Origin of the sequence: Alloprevotella rava (assembly GCF_014195585.1) — a bacterium.
Lineage (GTDB): Bacteria > Bacteroidota > Bacteroidia > Bacteroidales > Bacteroidaceae > Alloprevotella > Alloprevotella rava.
On the sequence record NZ_JACICA010000006.1, the window covers coordinates 108,549 to 133,720 of the forward strand.

General features: G+C 42.2%; 21 protein-coding genes. 19 read left to right on the forward strand and 2 right to left on the reverse strand.

Annotated elements, in window-relative coordinates; all coding sequences use genetic code 11:
* The first annotated feature begins 951 nt into the window (after positions 1 to 951).
* From FHS60_RS06560 to FHS60_RS06645, 18 genes are all read left to right on the forward strand, one after another.
* Positions 952 to 2,094 (forward strand): MraY family glycosyltransferase, encoded by a 1,143-nt coding sequence (locus tag FHS60_RS06560; RefSeq protein WP_183696722.1) that lies wholly within the window; start codon positions 952 to 954, stop codon positions 2,092 to 2,094.
* Between the two features lie 79 nt (positions 2,095 to 2,173).
* A complete protein-coding gene (locus FHS60_RS06565; RefSeq protein WP_183696725.1) occupies positions 2,174 to 2,548 on the forward strand; it encodes an endonuclease domain-containing protein in 375 nt (124 codons plus the stop codon).
* A 108-nt stretch (positions 2,549 to 2,656) separates the two neighbouring features.
* Positions 2,657 to 3,919 (forward strand): sugar MFS transporter, encoded by a 1,263-nt coding sequence (locus FHS60_RS06570; protein ID WP_244957458.1) that lies wholly within the window; start codon positions 2,657 to 2,659, stop codon positions 3,917 to 3,919.
* A 13-nt stretch (positions 3,920 to 3,932) separates the two neighbouring features.
* Positions 3,933 to 5,747 (forward strand): aminotransferase class I/II-fold pyridoxal phosphate-dependent enzyme, encoded by a 1,815-nt coding sequence (locus FHS60_RS06575; protein ID WP_183696728.1) that lies wholly within the window; start codon positions 3,933 to 3,935, stop codon positions 5,745 to 5,747.
* 3 nt (positions 5,748 to 5,750) lie between these two features.
* Positions 5,751 to 6,773: an NAD/NADP octopine/nopaline dehydrogenase family protein gene (locus FHS60_RS06580; protein ID WP_183696731.1), complete on the forward strand. Its 1,023-nt coding sequence runs from the start codon at positions 5,751 to 5,753 to the stop codon at positions 6,771 to 6,773.
* A gap of 595 nt (positions 6,774 to 7,368) precedes the next feature.
* The gene (locus FHS60_RS06585) at positions 7,369 to 8,178 is read left to right on the forward strand and encodes a LicD family protein (RefSeq protein WP_183696734.1); all 810 of its coding nucleotides are present in this window, start codon (positions 7,369 to 7,371) and stop codon (positions 8,176 to 8,178) included.
* 78 nt (positions 8,179 to 8,256) lie between these two features.
* On the forward strand, positions 8,257 to 9,294 hold the full coding sequence (locus tag FHS60_RS06590; protein WP_183696737.1) for an acyltransferase family protein: 1,038 nt from the start codon (positions 8,257 to 8,259) through the stop codon (positions 9,292 to 9,294).
* A 315-nt stretch (positions 9,295 to 9,609) separates the two neighbouring features.
* Complete coding sequence (gene wecB, locus FHS60_RS06595; protein ID WP_183696741.1) at positions 9,610 to 10,767, forward strand: non-hydrolyzing UDP-N-acetylglucosamine 2-epimerase; 1,158 nt, start codon at positions 9,610 to 9,612, stop codon at positions 10,765 to 10,767.
* 243 nt (positions 10,768 to 11,010) lie between these two features.
* On the forward strand, positions 11,011 to 12,327 hold the full coding sequence (locus FHS60_RS06600; protein WP_183696744.1) for an oligosaccharide flippase family protein: 1,317 nt from the start codon (positions 11,011 to 11,013) through the stop codon (positions 12,325 to 12,327).
* An 18-nt stretch (positions 12,328 to 12,345) separates the two neighbouring features.
* Entirely contained in the window at positions 12,346 to 13,566 is a 1,221-nt protein-coding gene (locus FHS60_RS06605) for a nucleotide sugar dehydrogenase (protein WP_183696747.1), read from the forward strand.
* A gap of 133 nt (positions 13,567 to 13,699) precedes the next feature.
* The gene (locus FHS60_RS06610; RefSeq protein WP_183696750.1) at positions 13,700 to 14,827 is read left to right on the forward strand and encodes a glycosyltransferase family 4 protein; all 1,128 of its coding nucleotides are present in this window, start codon (positions 13,700 to 13,702) and stop codon (positions 14,825 to 14,827) included.
* Positions 14,824 to 15,900 (forward strand): EpsG family protein, encoded by a 1,077-nt coding sequence (locus FHS60_RS10520; protein ID WP_183696753.1) that lies wholly within the window; start codon positions 14,824 to 14,826, stop codon positions 15,898 to 15,900. Before FHS60_RS06610 ends, FHS60_RS10520 begins: the two co-directional genes overlap by 4 nt.
* Positions 15,890 to 16,705, forward strand: coding sequence for a glycosyltransferase family 2 protein (locus tag FHS60_RS06620; RefSeq protein ID WP_183696756.1), 816 nt, complete (start codon positions 15,890 to 15,892; stop codon positions 16,703 to 16,705). Before FHS60_RS10520 ends, FHS60_RS06620 begins: the two co-directional genes overlap by 11 nt.
* 6 nt (positions 16,706 to 16,711) lie before the next feature.
* On the forward strand, positions 16,712 to 17,926 hold the full coding sequence (locus FHS60_RS06625) for a glycosyltransferase family 4 protein (protein WP_183696759.1): 1,215 nt from the start codon (positions 16,712 to 16,714) through the stop codon (positions 17,924 to 17,926).
* 83 nt (positions 17,927 to 18,009) lie between these two features.
* Positions 18,010 to 18,942 carry an acyltransferase family protein gene (locus tag FHS60_RS10525; RefSeq protein ID WP_183696762.1) on the forward strand — a complete coding sequence of 311 codons (933 nt, stop codon included), beginning with the start codon at positions 18,010 to 18,012 and terminating at the stop codon, positions 18,940 to 18,942.
* The gene (locus tag FHS60_RS06635; RefSeq protein WP_183696765.1) at positions 18,939 to 20,018 is read left to right on the forward strand and encodes a nucleotidyltransferase domain-containing protein; all 1,080 of its coding nucleotides are present in this window, start codon (positions 18,939 to 18,941) and stop codon (positions 20,016 to 20,018) included. Before FHS60_RS10525 ends, FHS60_RS06635 begins: the two co-directional genes overlap by 4 nt.
* Before the next feature lie 398 nt (positions 20,019 to 20,416).
* Positions 20,417 to 20,893: a glutathione peroxidase gene (locus tag FHS60_RS06640; RefSeq protein ID WP_183696768.1), complete on the forward strand. Its 477-nt coding sequence runs from the start codon at positions 20,417 to 20,419 to the stop codon at positions 20,891 to 20,893.
* 39 nt (positions 20,894 to 20,932) lie between these two features.
* Positions 20,933 to 21,394, forward strand: coding sequence for a MarR family winged helix-turn-helix transcriptional regulator (locus tag FHS60_RS06645; protein ID WP_183696771.1), 462 nt, complete (start codon positions 20,933 to 20,935; stop codon positions 21,392 to 21,394).
* Between the two features lie 370 nt (positions 21,395 to 21,764).
* Here the strand turns inward: FHS60_RS06645 and FHS60_RS06650 are convergent, their stop codons facing one another.
* Both FHS60_RS06650 and FHS60_RS06655 read right to left on the reverse strand, forming a co-directional pair.
* On the reverse strand, positions 21,765 to 21,968 hold the full coding sequence (locus FHS60_RS06650) for a hypothetical protein (RefSeq protein WP_183696774.1): 204 nt from the start codon (positions 21,966 to 21,968) through the stop codon (positions 21,765 to 21,767).
* 136 nt (positions 21,969 to 22,104) lie between these two features.
* Entirely contained in the window at positions 22,105 to 23,856 is a 1,752-nt protein-coding gene (locus tag FHS60_RS06655; protein WP_183696778.1) for a DUF4838 domain-containing protein, read from the reverse strand.
* Positions 23,857 to 24,023: 167 nt separating this feature from the next.
* On the opposite strand from FHS60_RS06655, the gene FHS60_RS06660 reads away from it, so the two are divergent.
* Positions 24,024 to 25,112, forward strand: coding sequence for a nucleotidyltransferase family protein (locus FHS60_RS06660; protein ID WP_183696781.1), 1,089 nt, complete (start codon positions 24,024 to 24,026; stop codon positions 25,110 to 25,112).
* Positions 25,113 to 25,172: the final 60 nt, after the last annotated feature.

Here is a 25,172-nt window from a genome sequence, read left to right on the forward strand (position 1 = left end):
AGCCATACTATCCAATTAACCATCCTAAAATTTGACAAAGGATTTTCTTCAAAATAATGAAGAAAAGCAGAAGGGGAACAAAGAAAGAGAGATTTCATTCAAAGAAAACTCACTTCCCAATCAAAAAAGTCAGGAATTTGCTCAAATTTCCTTATCGTCCGCATCATTCTCGCATTTTTCACACCTTTTTCAAGTTGTAACACCTCTCTGTTGGCGGTCATTTTCCTTATTGTGTCAGCAGATAGAATAAGGGCGTGGGCTGACGCAATAAGCCTGTCAGTTGATAGCCTTATTGCATTCACGAAAACACTTATAAAAGCCGTCTTCATAAAAGGCTAAAAGAAAGAACTGATACGGACACTGCGAATTTTGAGCCATTCTAGCACTAACAAAGTAAGAAGTATTTTTACAAAACAGGATTATTCATCTACCCTTTTTAGAAGAACAAATCAACAAAGCTCAAATTAGAAAAATCAGCTAAGAACTAACAACAAAACTTCTTTATTTGTCCGCTATCTACTTCGTTTCCGACAACTAAGCACTACAATACAATAAAGCAACAGAATACAACAAAGCGTATTTATTTCTCTCTCACCCAAAAGCATATACATTTCGTTTTAACCTTACATATACTTTCACCTTTTTACGACACTTTGCAATATATTTTCCTCTTTTTTCTCATTTTTAATAAAATAACTGTATATTTGCATTTATCCTATAAATGGATACGAATCTCTATTGTAGCCTTTTAATGGAATAAGACTACAAACTTTTTATTCGTAGCCCCCTGTTTATCACCTGTATACAACGTATCCAGGGAGCTAAAGAAATACCCTTTTACATTCTTTAAACACAACATCGGATGAGTAGATTTGTAAACTTTTAACACTTCTACCACGATACAAACTGCATCCCACAAAACTCGCGGATACAGACGGATAACTACACCTCATGATATTCCTTTACAATTTCTTAGCCTTTTTTTTCAGTGCAGCCATGGCTACGCTGATGATTCGAGAAATTCTCCGCATAGCATACAAGAGAAAACTCTTTGACCTTATTGATGGACGAAAAGTCCATACGGTGCAAGTGCCACGCTTAGGGGGAGTTGCCTTTACTCCTAGCATCATCATGAGCATCTCGCTCTTGAGCGTCATTGCCTCCATGTTTGGCATCTCACCATTCTTTGTTGTCGATGGGCGCACCGTAGCCTATTGTCTCTTTGCCACACTGCTCATCTACAGCGAAGGGATGGCCGACGATCTTCTCGGACTAAGATACCAAGTGAAGTTCTTGTTCCAATTCATCTGCGCCATCGTTCTGGTGCTCTCTCGAACCTATTTCACATCGCTCCACGGACTATTGGGTATCTACGAGATACCGCCAGCCATTGGCTACCCCCTGGCGGTGGTTTTCATCGTGGGCATCATCAACGCGATGAACCTTATCGATGGTATTGATGGTCTAGCATCAGGTCTGAGTATGATAGCTCTCACTTTCTTTGGTATCTTCGCCACATGCTATGGTTATGCTGCTTTCAGTATCACAGCTTTTGCCACACTCGGCGTAGTTGTTCCGTTTTTCTATTATAACGTCTTCGGACGTGCCGAGACGGAGCACAAGATTTTCATGGGCGACTGTGGCAGCCAAACCATCGGTCTGATTCTTGGTATGCTGTCCGTGCGTTTCTGTATGCTAGGTCACGCTCAAGAGGTGCTCCACTTGCCCAATACGCTTATCGTGGTGTTCAGCCTCCTCCTCGTTCCGTGTTTCGACGTTATCCGTGTGATGGTAGGACGTATGCGCCACGGCAAAAGTCCTTTCCACCCCGACAAGACACATATTCATCATAAGTTCTTAGCCCTCGGTTTCACGCACCGCCGCACCATGGTGACGATTCTCCTTATCGCCATGGGCTATGTCATCTTGACGCTCTCGCTAAGCCGCATCCTCAACATCAACATCGTTGTTCTAATCGACGTTCTTGTATGGACAGCCATGCACTTCTACTTGAACCGACGAATGGGGCCTCCCCCCCCTTACCCCTCTCCAAAAGGAGAGGGGAGTGAATACTCCTGTAGAAGACAATGTTAGGGGAAACTGGACTGCTTAGACTCTTGTGGATGAGAGTGGAAGACAATATTGGATTGACGGATTACTAAGACTATGAGATATGTACGACTATGAAACGGCAAATCCGAACAAGTATGGGCTACTAAAAGAATTTGCGCGCAAGAACCGCGCAGGGATGACGCCGTGCGAGAAAGCGCTGTGGGAAAAACTCAGAAAGCTGTCATGTGGCATAAAGTTTCGCCGACAACACCCCATAGCCGACTATATTGCCGACTTCATCTGCCTGGAAAGAAAACTCATTATTGAAGTGGACGGAAAATACCACGAAAGCCCCGAACAAAAGGCTCATGATGAAATAAGAACCCACGATCTCGAAGCCTACGGATACACCATCCTTCGGTTCACAAACGAAGATGTTACCTATAACCTACAAACAGTCATCAACAATATAAAAGACTACGTTTTATACAAATAAAACAACCACTAACAAGCACATAAAAACAGACACACCCAACAAAAATACACACTCCCCTCTCTACGGGGCGTAGTTACCATCACCTAAACACAGTTGCAACAATATAAAATGCCCACCAACAAACACATAACAAAAGACACACCCAACAAAAGTATACACTCCCCTCTCCCGTTGGAGAGGGGTAAGGGGGTGAGGCTCACGTTCCTCCTCATCACCATCCTCTTCTTCATGTGGGGTTTTGCCCACAGTATGCTGGATGTACTCAACAAGCACTTTCAAGTGTCGCTCAATATCTCCATGACCCAGGCAGCACTCGTACAAAACGCCGTGTATGGAGGATATTTCCTGATGGCCATTCCAGCAGGAAAAATCATCAGCAGATTCGGGTATAGAGCCGGCGTCCTCACGGGGCTCGTACTCTTCTCCCTTGGAGCACTACTCTTTGTACCCAGTAGCTTACTGAACAATCCGCTCCTCACGTTCTATTTCTTCGTCTTCTCCCTCTTCGTCATCGGCTGCGGCCTTACCTGCCTCGAGACATCGGCTAATCCGTACGCCACAGTATTGGGCGATAAAGAAGGAGCAGAGCGACGCATCAATTTCGCCCAATCGTTCAACGGCTTAGGGTGGATTCTCGGTCCGCTGATTGGCCTATTCCTCTTCCGCGAAGGGGCAGAAAACAACGACGTTGTCATCCCCTATGCCGTCATCGGTGTGATAGTCCTCATCATGGCAACAGTATTCAGTAGAGTCCCCCTACCAGAAGTAGGAACAGAGAACGACGCCACGGAAGAAGACCCCCAGAAAGTTCGCTCCCTCTGGCAACACCGTAATTTTAAGTTCGGCATCCTCGTTTTGATGCTCTATGTGGCCGCACAAACGGGAGTCAACAGTTTCTTTATCAACTACACCACCGATCCCGCTGTAGGAATCTCCACCACCACGGCCACCCTGCTCCTTGCCTTCGGCTGCATGGGTCTCTTCATGGTGGGCCGCCTCTGCGGTAGTTGGCTCATGAGTCGCATCCGCGCCGAACGTATCTTGACCTTCTGCGCCTTAGGTGCCACCCTCGCCACGTTCGTCATCCTGCTCACGGGCGGCATGATAGGCACAGTTGCTCTCTTCTTTGTCTATTTATTTGAGAGCATCATGTTCCCCACCATCTTCGCCCTCTCTATCCGCGGATTGGGCAGTAAGCAGACAAAGCAAGCCAGCAGCTATCTCATCATGAGCATCGTAGGCGGTGCAGTAGCCCCCACTATCATGGCCTTCATCGGCGAGCATTCCGGTCTGGCTCAAGCTTTCATCGTCCCCCTCATCTGCTACATCGCCATCCTGCTGTATGGTATGAAATATAAAACACTGAAATAAGCAACAACACATAATGCAAGCCATTATCCTTGCGGCTGGTATGGGCCGCCGTCTGGGGGAATATACCCGAGATAACACCAAATGTATGTTACCTGTCAATGGGGTGCGCCTCATCGACCGCGTACTCGGTCAGCTCTCACAACTGGGACTGAGCCGCGTTGTCATTGTTGTGGGCTACAAAGGGCAGAACCTTATCGACTACATAGGCCATCGCTACGACGACCGTCTCAAGATTGAATATGTCAACAACCCTGTCTACGACAAGACCAACAATATCTATTCGCTCTCACTTGCCAAGGATAAATTGCAGGAGGACGACACGCTACTCATCGAATCGGACTTAATTTTCGACGATAGCCTCTTCCGCATGATTCTGGATAATCCCTACCCCAACCTCGCCCTTGTGGATAAATACGAGACTTGGATGGACGGGACGATGGTTCGCATTGACGAGGACAACAATATCGTCAATTTCATCCCTAAAAAGGCGTTCAAATATAAAGATGTAGATAGCTACTACAAAACCGTCAATATTTATAAATTCTCCCGTGAGTTCTCGCAAAACAAGTATGTCCCCTTCCTCGAAGCCTACAGTAAGGCTTTGGGCAACAATGAATACTACGAGCAGGTGCTGCGCGTTATCACCTTGCTTGACAATGCAGAACTGAAAGCTCTACCCATTACTAACGGGGCTAAATGGTACGAAATCGACGACGTACAGGATTTGGATATTGCCGAAACGTTGTTTGCCGACAAAGACGAGTTTATGTACCGCTACAATATGCGGTTTGGTGGCCACTGGCGTTTCCCGAAACTCCTCGACTTCTGTTATCTTGTCAATCCCTATTTCCCGACGGCGCACATGAAAGATGAGTTGCGCGCCAACTTTGACATTCTTCTCTCAGAATATCCCAGCGGAATGTATGTCAATAGCCTCATTGCGGCCAAATACTTTGACATCCGACAGAAATACACCGTGGTAGGAAATGGTGCGGCCGAACTTATCAAGAGTTTGATGGAACGCGTGGAAGGCCGCATCGGTGTGGTCTATCCCACCTTCCAGGAATATCCCAACCGCAAGGAGCAAACGGAGATTATAGGCTTCACGCCCGATAATGCTGATCTCACCTATACGGCCGATGATCTTATCCGCTTCTATGCCGACAAGAAGCTATCAACGCTCCTACTTATCAATCCCGATAATCCCAGCGGCAATTTCATCCCAATAGCCGATGTGTTGCGCCTGGCCGCATGGTGTAAGGAACGCAGTATCTTCTTCGTAGTCGATGAGAGTTTCGTGGATTTCAGTGAGGACTTCCGCAACAACAGCTTGCTCCACAACGAAATTCTCCAGGCCTATCCCAACTTGGCCGTAATGAAGAGCATCAGCAAGAGCTACGGCGTCCCAGGTCTGCGCCTCGGGGTCTTGGCCAGCAGCGATGAAGCACTCATCAACTGGATGAAGCACGATGTGAGCATTTGGAATATCAATAGCTTTGCGGAATTCTACATGCAAATCTTCGGTAAATACCAGAAGGATTACGACCGCGCGTGTCAGAAGTTCATAGCCGAACGCGAACGCTTCATGGCTCGCCTCACGGACATTCCTTTCCTCCGCGTTATCCCTAGCCAAGCCAACTATTTCCTCTGCCAGGTTACAGAAAAATACACCAGCGAGGAACTCACACGCCGTCTACTCATGGATTTCAATATTCTTATCAAGGACTGCGACAATAAGGACGGACTGGAAAATAAAAACTATGTGCGCATCGCTGTGCGTGACCAAAAAGACAACGACACGCTTGTCGAAGCACTCAAAACATTGTAACCCATGAATATCTGCATCTGCGGTGGAGGAAACCTCGGCCACGTTGTCCTCGGCGTCTTAGCTGCACAACCTCAGAACCATGTCAGCCTGCTGACAAACCACCCGCAGCGATGGGCAGATACCGTGACGGTGACCGACCCTAACGGAAAGCAGTACGCTGGGAAGATTGCACAAATCACAAATCAAGCAGAAGAGGTCATACCGCATAGTGACATTGTTCTGCTCTGTCTCCCCGGTTTTGCCATCCGCGAGGAACTGGATAAAATTCGCCCTTATCTGTCGGCCACTGCCGCAGTGGGGAGCATCGTTTCCAGTACGGGATTTTTCTTTGAAGCTCAACGCCTGTTGCCCAAAGAGCAACCACTGTTTGGTTTCCAGCGCGTTCCGTTCATTTCCCGCACCACCGAATATGGTCGCAGCGCCGAACTGAAGGGCTACAAGCCGTTGCTCAACCTCGCCGTAGAGCAAACAGCCGACAAAGAGGCTTTGCGCCTCACTATCGAGCAACTATTCCACACTCCCACGGAGTTGTTGCAAAGCCACTATGAGGCAAGCCTTACCAACAGCAACCCCTTGCTCCATCCCTCCCGTCTCTATACGCTTTGGAAGGACTGGCACGAAGGTATTGTTTACGATAAGAATCCCTATTTCTACGCCGATTGGACACTGGAAGCTGCCCAACTATATATAGATATGGATGCGGAGTTTCAAACATTGCTCCGCACACTCCCCGTACGCCCCGAAGCCATTCCCGATGTACTCACCTATTACGAGAGCCATGATGCAGCATCGTTGGCACATAAGCTCCGCACCATCCCCGCCTTTCAAGGCATTCTTTCCCCAATGAAAGAGGTTGAAGGAGGTTTCCTCCCCGACTTCCACAGCCGCTATTTCACGGAGGATTTCCCTTTCGGTATGCGCTTCATTATAGAAGTGGCGCAAGAACAAGGAGTTGAAATTCCGAAAATCAAAGAAGTGTATGAATGGGGTATGGGGAAAATTCAGTTCATCCCCGAAATGCGTTGATGTCAGTATCCATGAGTAGCACTAAACCTCTGCCCTCTCGCAAATTTTCTTATTGCGTCAGCTGATACAACAAGACTGTCAGCTGACACCTTTATTGCATCAGCCCGCACCCTTATTGTATTTGTGAGCACAACAAATAAGGCCGTAACTAAGAGGGAACACACTCCTCCTAAGAGTTCGTTTTTCCGTTGTCACGTCGTCACGTCGTCACACTTTGAGTATAACTAACTGAAAACGTATGGATTAAGCGCGTGACAACAACATGACAACAAATCGTTTGTTGTCACGCCTGCAAGCTTCTGATTATCAGCCTATTTACTCCTGCGTGACAACGTGACAACTAAAATTCAAGTTTTTACTGGTAGGAGTTATAATAGAATATATAGATCTCTATCCACTATCCCCTGCGGGGACACTCTGTGATGCTGCGGTAGCTGTAGTGGCGGTATCGCACAGCACCCACATCTAATCACTCAACGCTCGCAAAGAGAAAAAATAAGGTTCATTCCCAAATTGTGCTGATATTTATGAGTACAGAAAAGTAGCAACGCTATTTGGAGGTAAACCGAAAATTAAACAAATAACACACAATCCTATGACTCCCATATCTTCCGTAGAAGAACTTAAACAGATTCAGATTAATATTCTTCTTGCTATCGACAAGTTCTGCAACGAACACAACATAAAGTACTCACTGGCTTGTGGAACACTGCTCGGCGCCATTCGCCACAAAGGGTTCATCCCTTGGGACGACGATATCGACATATACCTACTTCGTGAAGATTACAACCGACTGATTACTGCTTTCCCCACTGTTTTAGACGGAAAATACTCTCTGAATTCTCTCGAAAGAAATCCGCTTTGGAATCGTCCCTACGCAAAAGCTTTCGACACGCAAACGATAGAAATAGAGGCAGTCAAAAATAACGTTCCGAACATGGGTATAGGAATTGATGTGTTCCCCATAGACGATGTTCCCGATGATGAAGCAGAATGGAAACAGTTCGACAAACGCCGCCGCTTCTTGCAAAATTGTTATACACTAAAAACCTTGGCATGGAGAAAGGAACGCTCTTTTGGGAAAAATCTTTTCGCAGTATGCGCAAGCGTCTTATTATCTCCTTGGTCATTCCGCAAATTAGCAGAAATCATAGATAAATATTGTCAAAGGCACAACGGCAAAGGCTACAATCATATCTTTGAATGTTGCCTAGGAAGAATCTGCCGCCATAGCTTCAAAAAACAGGACATGGAACAAGTAGTTGACATTCCTTTCGAACAATACACGTTCAAAGCAATGACTGGCTACGACGACTATCTAACCTCCACTTATGGAGATTATATGCAGCTCCCACCTAAAGAAAAGCAAGTGAGCCACCACGTCTTTGAGGCGTATTGGAAATAAAGAATAGGATTTATTGCAAGAGCCTTCTTCTATAAAACAACGAAAATCAAAAAAATAAACATATAAACTATCTCAATAGTGACTCCTTCAGAAATCAACTACAACTCAATAAATAATCAACGATTAGATTGGGTAGACTGGGCAAAAACGTTTTTAATGTTCTTCATTATCCTTTGCCATTCAGGCATAAGTACAGATGGAACAACATGGAAAATTATTTTTGCGTTCAACGTTCCTGGTTTTTTCTTCATCTCAGGGTATCTCTATCGTCCACACCCTTGGCAAAGAACTTTGAAAAGTTTTGGTATTCCGATTCTTTTCTTCTCTGTAATCAATCTTGCCTTTATACTCTTAAAGGAATATTCCTCAACAGACAGCCATTCTGCATCATTTATCTGCAACAACATATTCAGCGGATATTTATTTGCTGGTGAACAAAACTTCTTTGTCCTATTTCCTGGTATATGGTTTATAGAAGTTCTATTCGTGTGCAGGCTTTTAATGGGAGATATAAACAAAATTTCTTTCTTCAGACAGAATTCTCTATTTACAGCTGGCGTATCAATAGCAACAATGCTGTTTCTTTCGCATCTCACTCTCCCAGACCAACTAACATCTCCTTACATTTTCAGAGTGTTATCTTGCTTTCCTTTTATGCTTCTTGGGCATTATGCAAAAGAAGCAAATTGGATAAATCTAGTGAAAAGGCCACAGAAATTGCAAATAATAGTAGTTTCTGCTTTATTATATGTTACCATCTACAATCAAATGGGATACATCAATATTTGGTCGAATAATTATGGCGATAATTATCTTGATTTCTTCATTTATGCTTGTGCTGCTTCAGCTTTCTTATTTTCCATTTGCAGAATACTACCTAAAAGCAAATTTGCAGAAGTTACCAGCAAAGGAACTCTCTTAATACTAGGCATACACATGATGCTAATTGTTGTCCTGCGCCATGTATTCAAGAAAATGGGTCTTGAACCTGAAAACGAAATAATCTGCTGGATGATATCAATTATCACCATCTTCCTTTGCTATCTTCCGATAAAATGGTGTATAAATCATGCTCCAATATTGATTGGGAAGATTCCATCAGGTAAAAAGAAATAGACACACTGATTGGAGTATATGTTTTCAAGACTAACAACTAAAGTACGCTCTCAATTTGCAGGAGCTTCTGATCGTTCTAAATTGGCCGCTACTACTCCAAAAAACAAGAATTGGAACAAGTAGTTGACATCCCCTTCGAACAATACACGTTCAAAGGAAGTAATAACTAGCTATGATAATTATCTAACCTCAACTTATGGAGATTAGATGCAGCTCCCCTAAAAAGAAAAACAAATAAGCCACAATGTCTTTGAGGCGTATTGGAAATAATAAGTAACTAACATCGTCAACAAGAAATTTAATTATATGAATTATATGAAAACAATAATGCTCGTTTTCGGGACTCGCCCCGAAGCCATCAAGATGGCCCCCCTCGTGAAGGAATTTCAAAAGCATCCAGACGCATTCAAGACAGTCGTATGTGTAACAGGTCAGCACAGAGAAATGCTAGACCAAGTGCTTACCATCTTTGACATCAAGCCAGACTACGATCTCAACATCATGAAGCAGGGACAGGATCTCTATGATGTTACAGCACGTGTACTTGTTGGAATGAGAGATGTCCTCAAAGAAGTTCAGCCAAACGTAGTGCTCGTGCATGGAGACACCACAACCAGCACAGCAGCAGCTCTAGCAGCTTTCTATCAGCAAATACCTGTAGGGCATATCGAAGCAGGACTCAGAACACACAATATATACAGTCCTTGGCCAGAAGAGATGAACAGACAAATCACAGGAAGAATCGCCACCTACGATTTTGCGCCAACTCCGCTTAGCAGAGAAAATCTCCTCAAAGAAAATGTTACTGAAAAAAACATAACAGTTACAGGTAACACTGTCATAGACGCGCTCTACTGGGTCGTTGACAAAATTAAAAACAACAAAACATTAGATGCACAACTTGAGCAGATTCTTAGCAACGCAGGATACGACACCAAACGCCTCAACAAGGGAAAACGTCTCGTTTTAATTACCGGGCATCGCCGAGAAAACTTTGGAAAAGGATTCATCAATATGTGTCGAGCTATACAAACTCTCAACAAAAAATATCCAGACGTTGATTTTGTTTACCCTATGCACCTCAATCCGAACGTGCGTAAACCCATTCACGAAGTATTCGGAGAAAACCTTAACAACCTGGGAAATATGTTCTTCATAGAACCTCTTGAATACCTCAGTTTTGTTTATCTGATGGAGAAATCAAACATTGTTCTCACAGATAGCGGTGGCATACAAGAAGAAGCTCCAGGATTAGGCAAGCCTGTACTCGTGATGCGCGATACTACCGAACGTCCAGAAGCGCTTAGTGCAGGGACGGTCAAACTTGTTGGGACAGATTATGACAAGATTGTCAATGAAGTAAGTCAGCTTATCGACAACATCAATGCCTACGAACAAATGAGCAAAGCCGTAAATCCTTATGGGGATGGAAAAGCTTGTGCGAGAATTGTAGAGAAATTCAAAACAGAATAATTTAAAATTATTAAAAATTTAACAGGCTCCTGTACTAATAATCCTATAACTTTGCAAGTATTGATTTCTATCTACAATAAATCATTTCAAACCTGTAAATAATTATATCCTACTTTTATAGATCTATCAGTATTTTACAAAGTTTATATACCAAAGTAAAAGAAAGCCTATTCTTAAAGGAATCATAAATACTACGACAATCATAGTCTTTTCTATGAGACGAAAGCTCTAAGGTATATATATATGACTAGAGAAAAAAAACATCTTTACAGAAGAATCAAAACAAAGATAGAAACTTCTGAAATAGCAACACGTATGGCCCATGGAGCCTTTTGGTCATTCTCTGGAACAGCTTTGGCAAAGCTTGTAATACTTCTTGCAGGTATTGCTTGCGCACATGTCCTTGGTCAAAAAGAATATGGTGAATTTAACATGGTACGCTCCACGATAAATCTCTTTATTGTTTTTGGTGCTGCAGGTCTCGGATTGACTGCTACAAAATATATTGCTCAGTTCAAAACAAGTGATCAAGAACATGTTAGTTCAATTTATATACTTACAAATTTTTTCGCTTTCGGTACAGGATGCTTAGTAACCGCAGCTATTTTCTTTTTATCCCCAACACTTGCAAATCGCACACTAAATGCACCAGAACTTACTTCTACAATCCAATTAGGAGCGCTTCTGCTATTTTTAGCAGTTATCGACTCAGCTCAACAAGGAACTTTAGCAGGCTTTGAAGATTTCAAATCTATAGCTATAAATACGCTTGTCGGAAGCTTTTCTGAAGCTGCTTGTATGCTTATCGGAGGATATTTCTACGGAGTAAATGGAGCTATCTTAGGTTATGGTTGTGGATTCATCACTCTATATGTAACTAATAATATAGCGATTAGACGCAACTTACATACACTCCAGATAAGACCACATTTTTCACAGCTAAGAAAAGAAGACTTAAAGCTATTGTATACATTTAGTCTACCTGCAGCATTATCTTCTATAATGATTGCCCCAACATATTGGATTATACGTACAATGCTTGTTCGAAACACGTCTTTTTCAGAACTGGCTATATATGAAGCTGCAGATCAATGGAAAACTATAATTTTATTCATTCCTACGGCAGTCAGTCAGATTGTTCTTCCTATACTCTCAAGCATTGTTCATGAAGATCAAAAGAAGTACAAAAAGATCCTTTACTATAACATCTCGTTAAATGCAATAATTGCAACGATCCTTTCTCTCATCATTTGCATAGGTAGTAATTTTATACTGAGTATATATGGTAAAGGCTTTACAAACCACTGGACGCTAATCTTTTTAGCAATCTCAACAATATTCACCTCTATTTCTTCAGTAGTAGGTTTGTCTATCTCCAGTCGCTCTAAGATGTGGACAGGATTCTCTTTCAATATTTTATGGGGCATCATGGCCGTTTTATTTAGCTCTATTTTCTTACAAAATGGGCTCGCTTCTACAGGAATTTCACTTGCAATCCTATGCTCATATATCATTCATGCAATACTGCAAATTATATATCTCAGACACATTATAAAATAATAAATAAAATTTTAGATAATGATTAATGTAATTGGATTAGGCTATATAGGTCTTCCTACAGCCCTGATGATGGCCTCTCATGGTGTTGAAGTTATCGGCACCGATTATAATAAGGAACTTGTAGACTCTCTAAATCACGGCAAAACAACATTCAAAGAAAAAGGCCTTGATGAACTTTTCAATGCTGCTGTCAAAGCAGGAATTAGGTTCACCCACAAGTATCAGAGCACTGATATGTACATTGTATCAGTGCCTACTCCTTACGATCATTTTTCAAAAAAAGTCGATGCATGCTATATTATTGCAGCAGTGAAAAATATTATGAAGGTTTGTCCAAAGGGTGCAACCATTGTAATTGAGTCCACTGTCAGTCCTGGAACGATAGACAAATTTATACGTCCTGTCATTGAAGAAAACGGATTCAAAATAGGGAAAGATATAAATTTAGTTCATGCGCCAGAACGTATTATTCCTGGCAATATGATTTACGAATTACTGCACAACAACCGCACCATTGGAGCCGACAATTTAGAAATTGGAGAGAAAGTAAAAAGTTATTACTCATCTTTCTGTCAAGGAGATATTGTTGTTACAGACATTCGTACGGCAGAAATGACCAAAGTTGTAGAAAACACATTTAGAGCTGTCAATATTGCTTTTGCAAACGAATTAAGCCGCATCTGCCGTCATGATAACATGGACGTGTATGAGATTATTAAAATCTGCAATATGCACCCACGTGTCAATATCCTCAATCCTGGCCCTGGAGTCGGAGGACATTGCATTAGTGTGGATCCATGGTTTTTAGTCGGCGATTATCCTCAATTGGCAAAAGTGATTGACGAATCGATGAGAACAAACGATAGCCAACCAACTTTTGTTTTAGAACGTATTTATGAGATCATGAAGAATAACGGTATTTCAGGCAACCGACGAGTAGGCTTATATGGTTTGACTTACAAGGAGAATGTTGATGATGTGCGTGAAAGCCCTACACTCCAACTAATCAACATACAAGAACGTCATTTGGCGCATCCATTGAAGAGCTATGACCCATTCGTTACAGAAGACATTGTACCTAATCAAATTCATAATCTTGATGATTTCTTAAACGATATTGATATGGTTGTCATCATGGTTAAACACGATGAGATCAGAAATAACATAAATAAATTAAAGGGTAAGATTATTCTCGACTGTCAAAATATCATTGACTTACCTGGAGTTTATCACATCTAATTATTCTATTTTTTATTAAATTCAGATTTCTAAGTCCTTCTGTTTTAGATATCTGAATTTTCTATTTTAATTGTATTTCCCCTAATGAAAATACACTTTTAGAAAAGGAAAAGGATATTTTATAATGACATCTATGAAAGCTTTCATCATTTATAAACATTTATTAGACTTAGATGGTAACAATTTCGTAATAGGAGGAATTGAAACCTATTTAGAAAATTTAGCTCGGGTGATTATTAAATTAGGAATCTTTCCCATAATAGTTCAATGCGCTAATAAAAATTTCTCAAAAAAGGTTGAAGGAATCCAATTTTATGGATTCAAGCATTCTGTCAACAACGATTTCCATAAATTTCTGTATAAAAAAATAAAGAACAAAATAAAGGAAGAAGATATACTGATCTGGGGAACAGATACTTTCTCTATTAAGACAGATCATAAAAGATCTATTTCTATACAGCATGGGATAGATTTTGATTATTACCCGTTAGAAGATAAATTCAGATATAAAGCCTATAAATTGGGTCTAGGCCATTTCTTTAAATTCTTACAACGACGAAGAGCTCGTAAAGTTTTTACAAAAGCAAAGTATCACGTTTGTGTTGATTACAATTTTTGGAATTGGTACAGAACTTTTTGTCTTCCTGATGAAGAAGACAAAATTTTTGTTATACCTAACTTTTCTCATTTACACGACAAAAGACTTTTCCCAAAGCCTACAGACAAGCCAATAGAAGTCTTATTTGCTAGAAGATTTGTTAGAAGAAGAGGAATAGAAATTTTCATGAACGTGGTGCAGCATTTCAAAAATACTGATTCACTACACTTCACTTTTGCAGGTGATGGCCCATACTTAGATCAAGTAGAAAAAATAGCAAAAAACAATAAAAATGTAAAAATAACCAAATATAAACAAGCAGAATCATTAGCTTTCCATAGCTGTTTTGATATCGCCATCATTCCTACTATAGGATCTGAAGGTACATCTTTCTCCTTGTTAGAGGCTATGTCGACAGGAAATGTTTGCATCTGTACCTGTGTTGGCGGTATGACAAATATCATACTTGATAATTTTAATGGATATTTTGTTCGCCCTAATTCATCTAAAGATATAATTGATAAAATTTCTTTTTTAACAAAGAATCCAGAAAAAATTGAATACTTATCTCAAAATGCACAAAAGACTATTGAATCTTCTTTTTCATTTGATATTTGGGAACAACGCTGGATTAACATATTAAAAGAAATTACAGAACAATGATCTTCTATATTCTGATTCTTTCTGTTCTTCTTTTATTAAAGAATAAATACATACTCCCTATATTCGTTATACTTGTTGGTGGAGTTTGCGCTATCAGATATAACGTTGGATACGATTATTCAAACTATCTAACTATAATTTTAGGACACAACACTTACGATGCAGAATTTGACAGATTTGAGCCGCTAAGCAGATTTCTTATTTTATCATCAAGAAAACTACATTTTTCACAATTATTCTTTATCATCACATCACTCGTAATAATTGGTTCTACCGCTTTCTTCATAAAAAGAGAATCGATGAACAAAAAAATATCCATATTGATCTTTATGAGTCTCCCTTTATTTTTTTGGGCCTCATTATCAATTATCCGACAAATGTGTGCCGTATCCTTAGGTACAATCTATTTTATATACTTATTTCAAAATAAATATATCAAAGCCTCTATCCCTTTAATACTAGCCATATTATTTCATTCCTCAGCATGGATTCTTTTACTTGCAATCATCATAAAACGAATTCATCTAAATAATAAAAAGATCGTATTCTTTTATATTTTATCTTTTTTCCTATACATTTTAATTCCTTTATTCTTGAGAATAAATACTGGAGTTTCATTCATCGAAAGAGCTCATTTTTTTATGATGAGTACCGAAGAATTAAAAGGATATAAAGGATTGTTTTACCTAGTAAATTTCATTTTTATTTTTCTCTTGTTTATATTAAAGAAACACTTAAATAATGAAGATGAAAACAAAGAGAAATTAGCATACTATTTTAAACTATTCGTAACTGGTACGATTATTTATAATATTTTTAGTCCCTTTGCTACACTCGGTGGTAGACTTTCAACCTTTTATCTGATAACACTCATTATTATCCTTCCTAATATTATTGAAATCTCCAATAATAAGATAGTTAAATACTTAACTTACATATTCTCCTGTATTATATTTGTATACACAATCTGGTTAGCATCATCGTCATATCAAAAAGGATTAACTATAAAGGATCCTTATTGCCCATATCGCACATTTTTATCAAATCAAAAGGAATATTATAATGCCTGGTAAAAAAATTGAAATATCAGTAATTATACCTACTTATAAACCTAAAGATTATATTTTTACTTGCCTAGAATCACTTTCTAGACAAACATTGTCCTCAAAAAAAATTGAAATAATTATAGTTCTAAATGGCTGCAATGAGCCTTTTTATACTAAAATCAATAATTTTATAGAGGCACATAAAGATTCTAATTTTATCTTATTACATACAGAAACACCAGGTGTTTCAAATGCAAGAAATATTGCACTAAAACGTGCCAAAGGGCGTTTCATCACTTTTATTGATGATGACGACTATATTTCAGACTGTTACTTACAAGAACTATTAGAAATCAGTGATAATGAAACTATAGGGTTATGTCGTCCTATTGCCTTTTATGATGGTGAAAACAAGGAACTTTCATATCGTATAACAAAAGTCTTTGACAAATATGCAGATGGAAAGAAACATAATTTTCAAATCGCAAGAAAATTTTTTTCTGGGCCATGTATGAAACTCATCGCAAAAGATATCATCCAAGATAGGCAATTTAATACAACGTTCAAAAATGGAGAAGATAGCCTTTTCATGTTTGAAATTTCAGATAAATTTAGATTCATAAAATTTTCTTCCCCTAATGCTATATACTACAGACGTTATAGAACCAATAGTGCATCAACCAAAAAACGTTCTTATAAAAAACGTATCTTTAATGCTTCCAGACTCATTCTTGCAGAATCTAAACTTTACTTCACTTCGTTTAAAACTTATAGTACTAAGTTTTATTTCACCAGAATTTTAGGTGCAATAAAAGCCATTTTTTTAGGATAAACAACTATGAGAATACTCTTTCTTACTGATAACTTTCCTCCAGAAGTCAATGCCCCTGCCACTCGTACTTTTGAGCATTGCCAAGAATGGGTTAAAGCAGGCGCTGAGGTAACTATAATCACAGGAGAACCTAATTTTCCACAAGGAAAAGTTTACGCTGGTTACAAGAATCAATTCTATAAAAAAGAAACTATCAATGGAATAAAAGTAATTCGAGTGTGGACTTATATAGTTCCAAATAAAGGAATACTTAAGCGCACACTTGATTTTATCAGTTTCTCCATTACTTCTTTCTTTGCAGGGCTTTTTCAGAAGGCAGATATAATAATTGCCACGTCTCCTCAATTTTTCACAGCATTAAGTGCTCGAACTTTACACTTTTGGAAACACACTCCTTGGATCATGGAGGTACGAGATTTATGGCCCGAAAGCATTAAGACTGTTGGTGCCATAAAACAAGGGAAAATTATTCGCTATTGGGAATGGCAAGAAGAAAGATGCTACAACTCAGCTAAGAAAATTGTAGTAGTCACAGATACTTTCAAAAAGAAACTAATTGAAAGAGGATTTCCAGAAAACAAAATTGAAGTAATCAAAAACGGTGTCAATCTTGATCTTTTCAAGCCAATCAGAAAAGATCAAGAATTGTTAGACAAACTTGGACTAAGAGACAAAAAGATTATCGGATATATCGGAACACATGGTATGGCACATAAACTTGATTTCATCCTTAGATGTGCCAAAAACATGGAAAACCAAACCGAATTCCACTTTCTTTTTTTAGGCGATGGTGGTAACAAAGAAGAACTACTGAAACTCAAAGAGGAACTGAAATGCACAAATGTAACAATGCTACCTTCGGTATCCAAAAAAGATGTTAAACATTATATCTCTATTCTTGATATCTGTTTGATAAATCTTCGCAAAGACCCACTCTTCACTACCGTTATCCCATCTAAGATTTTTGAAAATGCCGCAATGGCTATCCCCATCCTGATGGGAGTGGAAGGCGAAGCACAAGAAATCGTTGAATCCTATGGAGCTGGCCTCTGCTTTGAACCAGAAAACGAAGATGATTTTAAAAAAAAATTATCCCAATTAATAGTTCCGAACACTTATAAACAATGCCAAGCAGGCTGTCTTAAACTTGCAGCTGACTTCAATCGAAAAAAATTAGCACGCCGTATGCTAAAAATTATTGAGAATACAGTGGAGAAATAGAAAGAACTAAGCTGATTCTTTTATTATATTAGCAACATATACAATTTTCTCAAATCGTCTGTAGTTTTAATCTCCTCATAAAAATGGTAAAGCGTGATAACACAATAGACATTACAAAAGCTATAGGCATTCTACTAATGCTTATAGGCCATTGCGTTAGTCTCGGTTATCTTGGCAGATTCATTTTCAGTTTTCATATGCCACTGTTCTTTATTTTATCGGGATTCTTCTACAAAAAGGAGCACCTCGAAAACATCATAAAAAAGAGCTATAGAAAACTGATAACACCTTTCCTTATAACATCGCTAATATGTGTTATATTAGTCTCTTTTATAAACTATAGACACGCTTTTGAGGGACTAATTGGTACATTTACGTTTTGTGGAGGCTTTCCTAATGAAATAATACACCTTGATTCTCGTATTGGACCTATTTGGTTTCTTGTAGCCCTATTTTGGTGTAAAATATTTTGGTATTTCATCCAAAAGTCAAGTCATAAATTTATAATTTGCCTTATACTATCAACTATCTCATTTATTATAGGCAAATACTTTATCAGCCTTCCTTTCGGGATTTTACAAGGCGCATGCGCCTTGATTTTCTATGCGATAGGATATTATTGGAAACTTTTAAATATACATCTCAGCAAGATACAATACTCTTTTGGTATAATCGTATGGATATTATGCATCATATTTGCGAGATTCGATTTTGTAGCATATGATTGTACCTTATATCCTATATCAATGTTTGCAGCATTTATAGGTACTTATTCGATGTATCTCATTGCCTCAAAGACCCCTAAAAATCTTAAACCGATAATGATTTGGTTAGGACAGAATACTATGCTAATTTTATGCTACCATACAATAATCTTTTTACTGTTAAGAGAAGTCCAAGTCCATCCATTAGTTGGTATATTTACTAAATTCTTTTTGAGCATTCTACTTCCTTATTTACATATCTTAATTAAAGATTTTATTACAAAAAAAATAACTAACACAACTGCTTCATGAACCCTTTCTTCAAACTGCTGCAAGTGTCGTTGGGACACGAGGTGGCTTTCAAAAATCAAATCAGTCCGGACGAGTGGAAAAGAATTTACGACACGGCCAAACTCCATGCTGTCGCGGGATTGCTCTATGTGGGTGTTCAGCGGTTGCCCAAGGAGTTGCAACCACCTACGGAACTGATGATGGAATGGTTTGTATTGGCGAAGAAAATAGAACAGAAAAACCGACTTCTCAACTTGCGCGCTGCAGAACTGACCGAGAAGTTTCGGCAGGACGGCTTTCGCTCTTGCATCTTGAAGGGACAAGGCGTGGCTTTACTCTATCCAAATCCCTACTGTCGCCAATCTGGCGATATCGACATTTGGGTGGAAGGCGGACGGAAGAAGGTGTACCGCTATTTGCAAGGACAAAAGGACGAACCGCTGGAGATAGAATTTCACCATGCCCAATATCCTATTTTCGATGATGCAGAGGTGGAGGTACACGTCATTCCGGCCAATCCGCAATGGCCTTACTCGTTCTGGCAAGTCAATCGCTTCACAAAATCTTTGGAAGAAGAGCAATTCTCCCACCGCACCAAATTGCCTGACGGTGTGGGAGAAATTGGCGTTCCAACGGCTGCGTTCGACCGCATCTACTCGCTGGCGCATATCTACAAGCACTTCTTCAGCGAGGGCATCGGCTTACGACAAATTGTGGACTATTACTACATCCTGCGCCAGGGCTTCACGGAAGAGGAAAGACAAGAAACGGTGAAATGGCTCAAGCGCATTCGTATGTACAAGTTTGCCCGCGCTATGATGTTCGTACAGCACCGCGTTCTCGGATTGGAAGAGCAGTATTTACTCTGCGAGCCAGACACCAAAGAAGGCAACTTCCTAATGAAAACCATTATGCAGGGTGGCAACTTCTCCCGTGGCGGGCGGGGCAAAAAGGCGGGCGAAACGAAATGGGGGCATCTCTTCCGCACGATGAATGATAACAAACATCTGCTGTTCCATTATCCGCGCGGCGTCATCGGTTATCCCATCTACAGTCTCTTTCATTTCATTTGGCGCGTTAGTCACGGCTACAAATAAAGCCCTCCCAACATCGCCCATCAGCACATCGGCACACATCTCCCAAAAGATGTGTGCCGATTCTTTTTGTCTCTCGCTACCTGTATCCTTCTTCCCGCACCAGCGCAGCAATGCAGGCCTATTTTTCCTATACATGAGCAACATGATGTCAATAATACCGACAAATGACATATCCGTATTGCATCGCGCGCGATATTTGCTAAATAATTATAAAAGGCAGTCAAAAAACTTGCGTATTTTACGAAAACGCCCCACTTTTGCATCGTGAACGATATAAAGCGCGTTAACAAACAGGATAATGGTGATCACCGTTCGCCCAAAGGCGAATAGAAAAAAGAGAAGCTCGCCAGCAAATCAAAACGATAGAACTACACAGGAACTTAATAAAAAAAATCAGCATGGCAAGCATCTACGATTTTACAGCACAGACAAGCAACGGGAAAGAACTATCATTCGCAGAACTGAAAGGGAAAGTCCTGCTCATTGTTAACACGGCCAGCAAATGCGGCTTTACGCCTCAGTTTGCTGGTTTGGAAAAACTATACCAGAAGTATCGGGATCGCGGACTCGTGGTGATTGGCTTCCCATCGGGCGACTTTGCCAATCAAGAACTCGCCGACGGTTCACAAGCAGAAGAGTTCTGCCGACTGAACTATGGGGTATCTTTTCCAATCATGAAGAAGGTACACGTCAACGGCAGCGAGGCCGACCCCATCTTCAAGTATCTCAAGAGCCACACGAAAGGGTTTCTGGGCAGTCGCATAAAATGGAACTTCACCAAGTTTCTCATCTCGCGCGACGGAAATACCATCAAGCGATACGCGCCTATCACAAACCCTAACAAACTCGCTGAGGACATCGAGAAAATGCTCTAAACGGCCCTCACAATAATAATAACATTTGACACATCACTGATGGCATACGAGCAACTCAAACTGTCCAACCAATTGTGCTTCCGCCTCTACACGGCGAGCCGCCTCATCACGCAGAGCTATAAGCCGCTGCTCGACAAATTAGGCATCACCTATCCGCAATACCTCGTGCTGATGGTGCTCTGGGAGAACAACAACCAGCCCGTCAACGAAATTGCACACCGCCTAAAGTTGGAAACCAACACAATCACACCTGTACTCCAACGCATGGAAAAACAGGGCATCGTGGTACGCACACGCGGAATGGTAGACTCCCGCCAGCGCATCGTTTCCCTCACGAAAGAAGGGCGCGCTATGGAGCAAGAAGCAGCCAATTTCCCATCTGCCATTTGCCAAAACCTCACCCAGTGTGGCCTGGATGTAGAGACAGTTTTGGGAATCATCCCCGTGCTGGACGATATGATTGAGAAGATAAATCCTAAAGAAACTCCTACCAAGGAATAATGCCTATAAGGCAGATTTTTCAGAACTAAACCACACAGAGAACACAGAACATAGAGACGAAAAAACCTGCATAAAGCAACCGCCCACGGCATCTATGGCCACACGGCCAGCAACTGCGGTTCGCTTACTACGCACAATACATAACTTTTTTTTACTTTAACTCAGAGCCGTCTTATTTCTGCGACGGATTATACAGACAACCTCTAACAATAAGTGATCACTTGGCGTTAGAGGTTTCTTATTTCTGTCAACGAAAGTCCTACTTTTCCGCGCCAAAGAAGGCGAGCATCGACGAACGTTCATACAAATTCCGCGCGCGCTCCCCTTCTCGCAAAACAACAGGATAAGGATATTCGCAAATACAATAAGGCTATCCGCCAACAGCCTTATTGCGCTGGCCAACACAATAAGGAAGCCAGCTGACACAATAAGGAAACCGACGGGCAAACAAAGCTCCTTTTTCACCCCACGAAGCCAAAAAAACGGCAAAAAAGCCTCGTTTCCACAAAAATCCAGCAGATTTCAAATTTTCTTGAACAAAAAAACGGCTATTTCCATAAATATTTTCCAGCATCTTCGTCCACGCGCAGATTTTCTCCTCTCCAATCTCAACGCTCTTTTATCAATTTTTCCTCACATTTATCAGTCCTCTCAACAAGAGGCAACTGAGCACTCCCCCTCATGGGGAAGATGGAGGGACTCCTATCTCCTCACCGCTTCCCTTCTAAAAATTTCTTGGCGGAAAGAGGTTCGGCAATATGCGTGCGGCTGCGACGAAGAATGCGCAGGAGTTCGGCGGAAGGATTTTGAAGTTCGCCAGAGCGGACATAATTGAGGTAAAGCATTTGCAGGCGCACATTGTCGACACGACGGGTCAGCAATGTGTCGGAAACCACAGCGCGGCGCGCCTGTTCAAGGAGTTGAGCAGCCCGCAGGCGAAAGCGGTCGGTGTACATAGCATCATCGGCAAAGATGCGGCACTGAAAATGAACTTCAGGGCTGACCAGCTTCTGGCAAGCTGAGAAATAACGCTGTATGTAGGGAGCTGCCGCCCCGTAGTAGTGGGTGATGAAGCGGCGAACAAGGCGATCGGTGTCCTGCTCTGGGTTCCACATCAATTGAGCCAAGAGCCACGCGCGGAGTTCAGAAAATTCGCTCTCGCCCGACTGATATTGCCCTTCCTCCATCACGCCAATGCAGCGATTGTCGCGGAAGGTCCGCAGATTGGAGGCTAACACGCCGAAATTGGGGAAAGGCAGCAGATAGTTGCTAAAGTTGACCACATAGTCCCATACATAGAGCCGTGGAGCGATACTGGACCAATCGTGTAAATCCTTCAGAAACGCTGCGTTCTGCGCATCGGAAGCAATGGGATGAGCCAGGCAGCATTCAATGTCGCAAAGGCGAATAACGACATTATGGCGCGGCCGAATGCCTTTCGGCGCGTGGCGCGTGTACTGATAGGCAAACGTGCCTACGAGTGTGCCTGGATGCGTCTGTTCCACAGCAGCTGCCACCTGATTGACAAACCATACCATCAATCCCGAATGGCCGCCATAGCGCTGCTCCAAGGCGCGGCAGTTGGCACATTGGCAGGGCTTCTGATTATCATTTTGCGACACACTGTAGACCCAATGCCTTGGATGCTCATTTATATAGGTGCGGAGGCGGGCAATCATGGTGCGCAGCACTTCGGGGTTGGAAAGGCAGAGTTGCCCGTCGGCAATGCGGCGGCCGTCGTAGAGACTGAAAAACTCGGGGTGGGTGGCGAAAAACTCGTGAGGAGAGATGAAAATTTCAAACGTATGTATGCCGCCATAGGAGTACATCCCGCCATACTCGTTCTGCACTGAAGAATGAATGGAATTGACCCGGTTGTGGGCGCACCATGCTGGATTTTCCATGGCCTCATGATAGTAGAGCTGGCGAATCTTCAGCGCGGGGCTTTCCGTATGGTTGAGGGTCGGCAGGAAGTATGTGCGCCGCCGCGGCACTTGGGTAAAGGTGGGCGTGTACCAGTGGACGCCGAGCTGCTGCTCCAGAAAGGCGAAGACGCCATACATCGTGCCCCGCTCCTGCCCGCCATAGATGCAGAGGTGCTGACCGATGGTGCGATAGGTGAAGGTTTCGTCGTCGGCAGCCGGCTGCGGGGCGTGGGTCAAAGCTTCGACCTTCGCGTTATAGCCCACATAAACACACGGCCCTGCGGTGGTGAGGTTGTGCGAGATAGGGAGCGTTGCGCCGCTCATCTCTCGTAAATACTGTTGCAACTCGCGGGCGGCCGTTTGCTCCGACACCGAGGCATCGGGGGAAAGCACTATGCTATAAACCGAACGGCCACGCGAAAAGAGCGGACGGGCAGCGAAAAGTTGTGCGTTTATCGCAAGAAAGAGGAGGAGAAAGAGAGCGCACCGCAAGCGGCACATGGGGGAGAACAAAGGAGAAAGGGGGATGCGTACCATAATATTGTGGGTCGTTAGCGTAAAGAAAAATGAAAGTTTCTTCCATCACGTTTATCCATAGAAAGGAGGTCAGAAACTCTTTGCGAAAGGCGTTCTCGCTTCACAAAGTTACGCACAAAAGCCGGAAGATTTCTTTTTTTTCTATCTTTGCAAAAAATAAACACTGAATGACTCCGCTTGAAGAAAATCTCTTGAGTGTGCTGCGCAGCGAACTGTGGCAAACGCCGCTCCAACTATCGCTCTCGCCCAAAGAAGCCGAGGAACTACTCAACGAGGCCAGAGAGCACGCGGTGGAACCCCTTGCTGCTCGAGCACTTGTGGACAACAACGTTCCTATTGGTAAGCAACTCGTGCCGCGCTGCCTATATGCCATACAGCACACGCGTGAGGGCAACGACCACCTCAATGGAGAACTCGCGCGCTTCGCTCCTTTCATCGAACGACAAGGACTAAGCCTTGCGGTGGTTAAAGGCCAGGTGTCGGGGACTTTTTATGCCCACCCCGAGGTGCGCAATCCGGGCGATATAGACTTCTACTGCGATGCGGAAAACTTCCCGCGCGTGAAAGAAGTTGTGGAGAAACAAATCGGTAGGACTATCCCGGACTCCAAGGGAAAGCATATCAACTTCCAGGGAAATGGGGTGGAATACGAGATGCACAGCCGACTGACCGACTTCTACTATGCGCCGCATCAGCGCTACTTCAACGCGGTCGTTGACGAAGCTTTGCAGAAACGCCCCATGCGCGTAAAAATCAACGAGGCAGATGTGCCGACGCTTCCGCCCGACTTAAACATCCTCTTCACCTATATCCACATGTTTTTCCACCTCATCCGCGGCGGCGTGGGCATTCGGCAGGTGTGCGACTTGGCTTGTTCGCTCCACGCGCTCCACAACGAGTTGGACACAGACTTACTCCGCCAACACTTGAAAGCACTGGGAATGGAGAACGGCTTCCGCGCCTTCGGCTGGATTCTCATACATCGTCTTGGTTTGCCGGCAGAGGATTTTCCCTACACGCTAAACCAGAAAGACGCCCGAAGAGGAGAGCGCGCCTACCGCGCGGTCATGCGCTTCGGCAACTTAGGGCGAAAAATCGATTTGCTCATTAAGGAGGAGAACGCAGCCCATACCGTTCAAACGGCATTAGGAGTTCTCAAACAGTCGGTCCTCTTCTTCGATTTCGCCCCTACGGAAATGGCTTGTATCTTCCCCGTTCAAACGATGCAGAAAGCTAAGGCGCTCTTTGGGAAATAGGACAAAGAGCCCCAAAAGCTTATATCACTCAAAAACGCATTAGCACATTCTCACATTTTC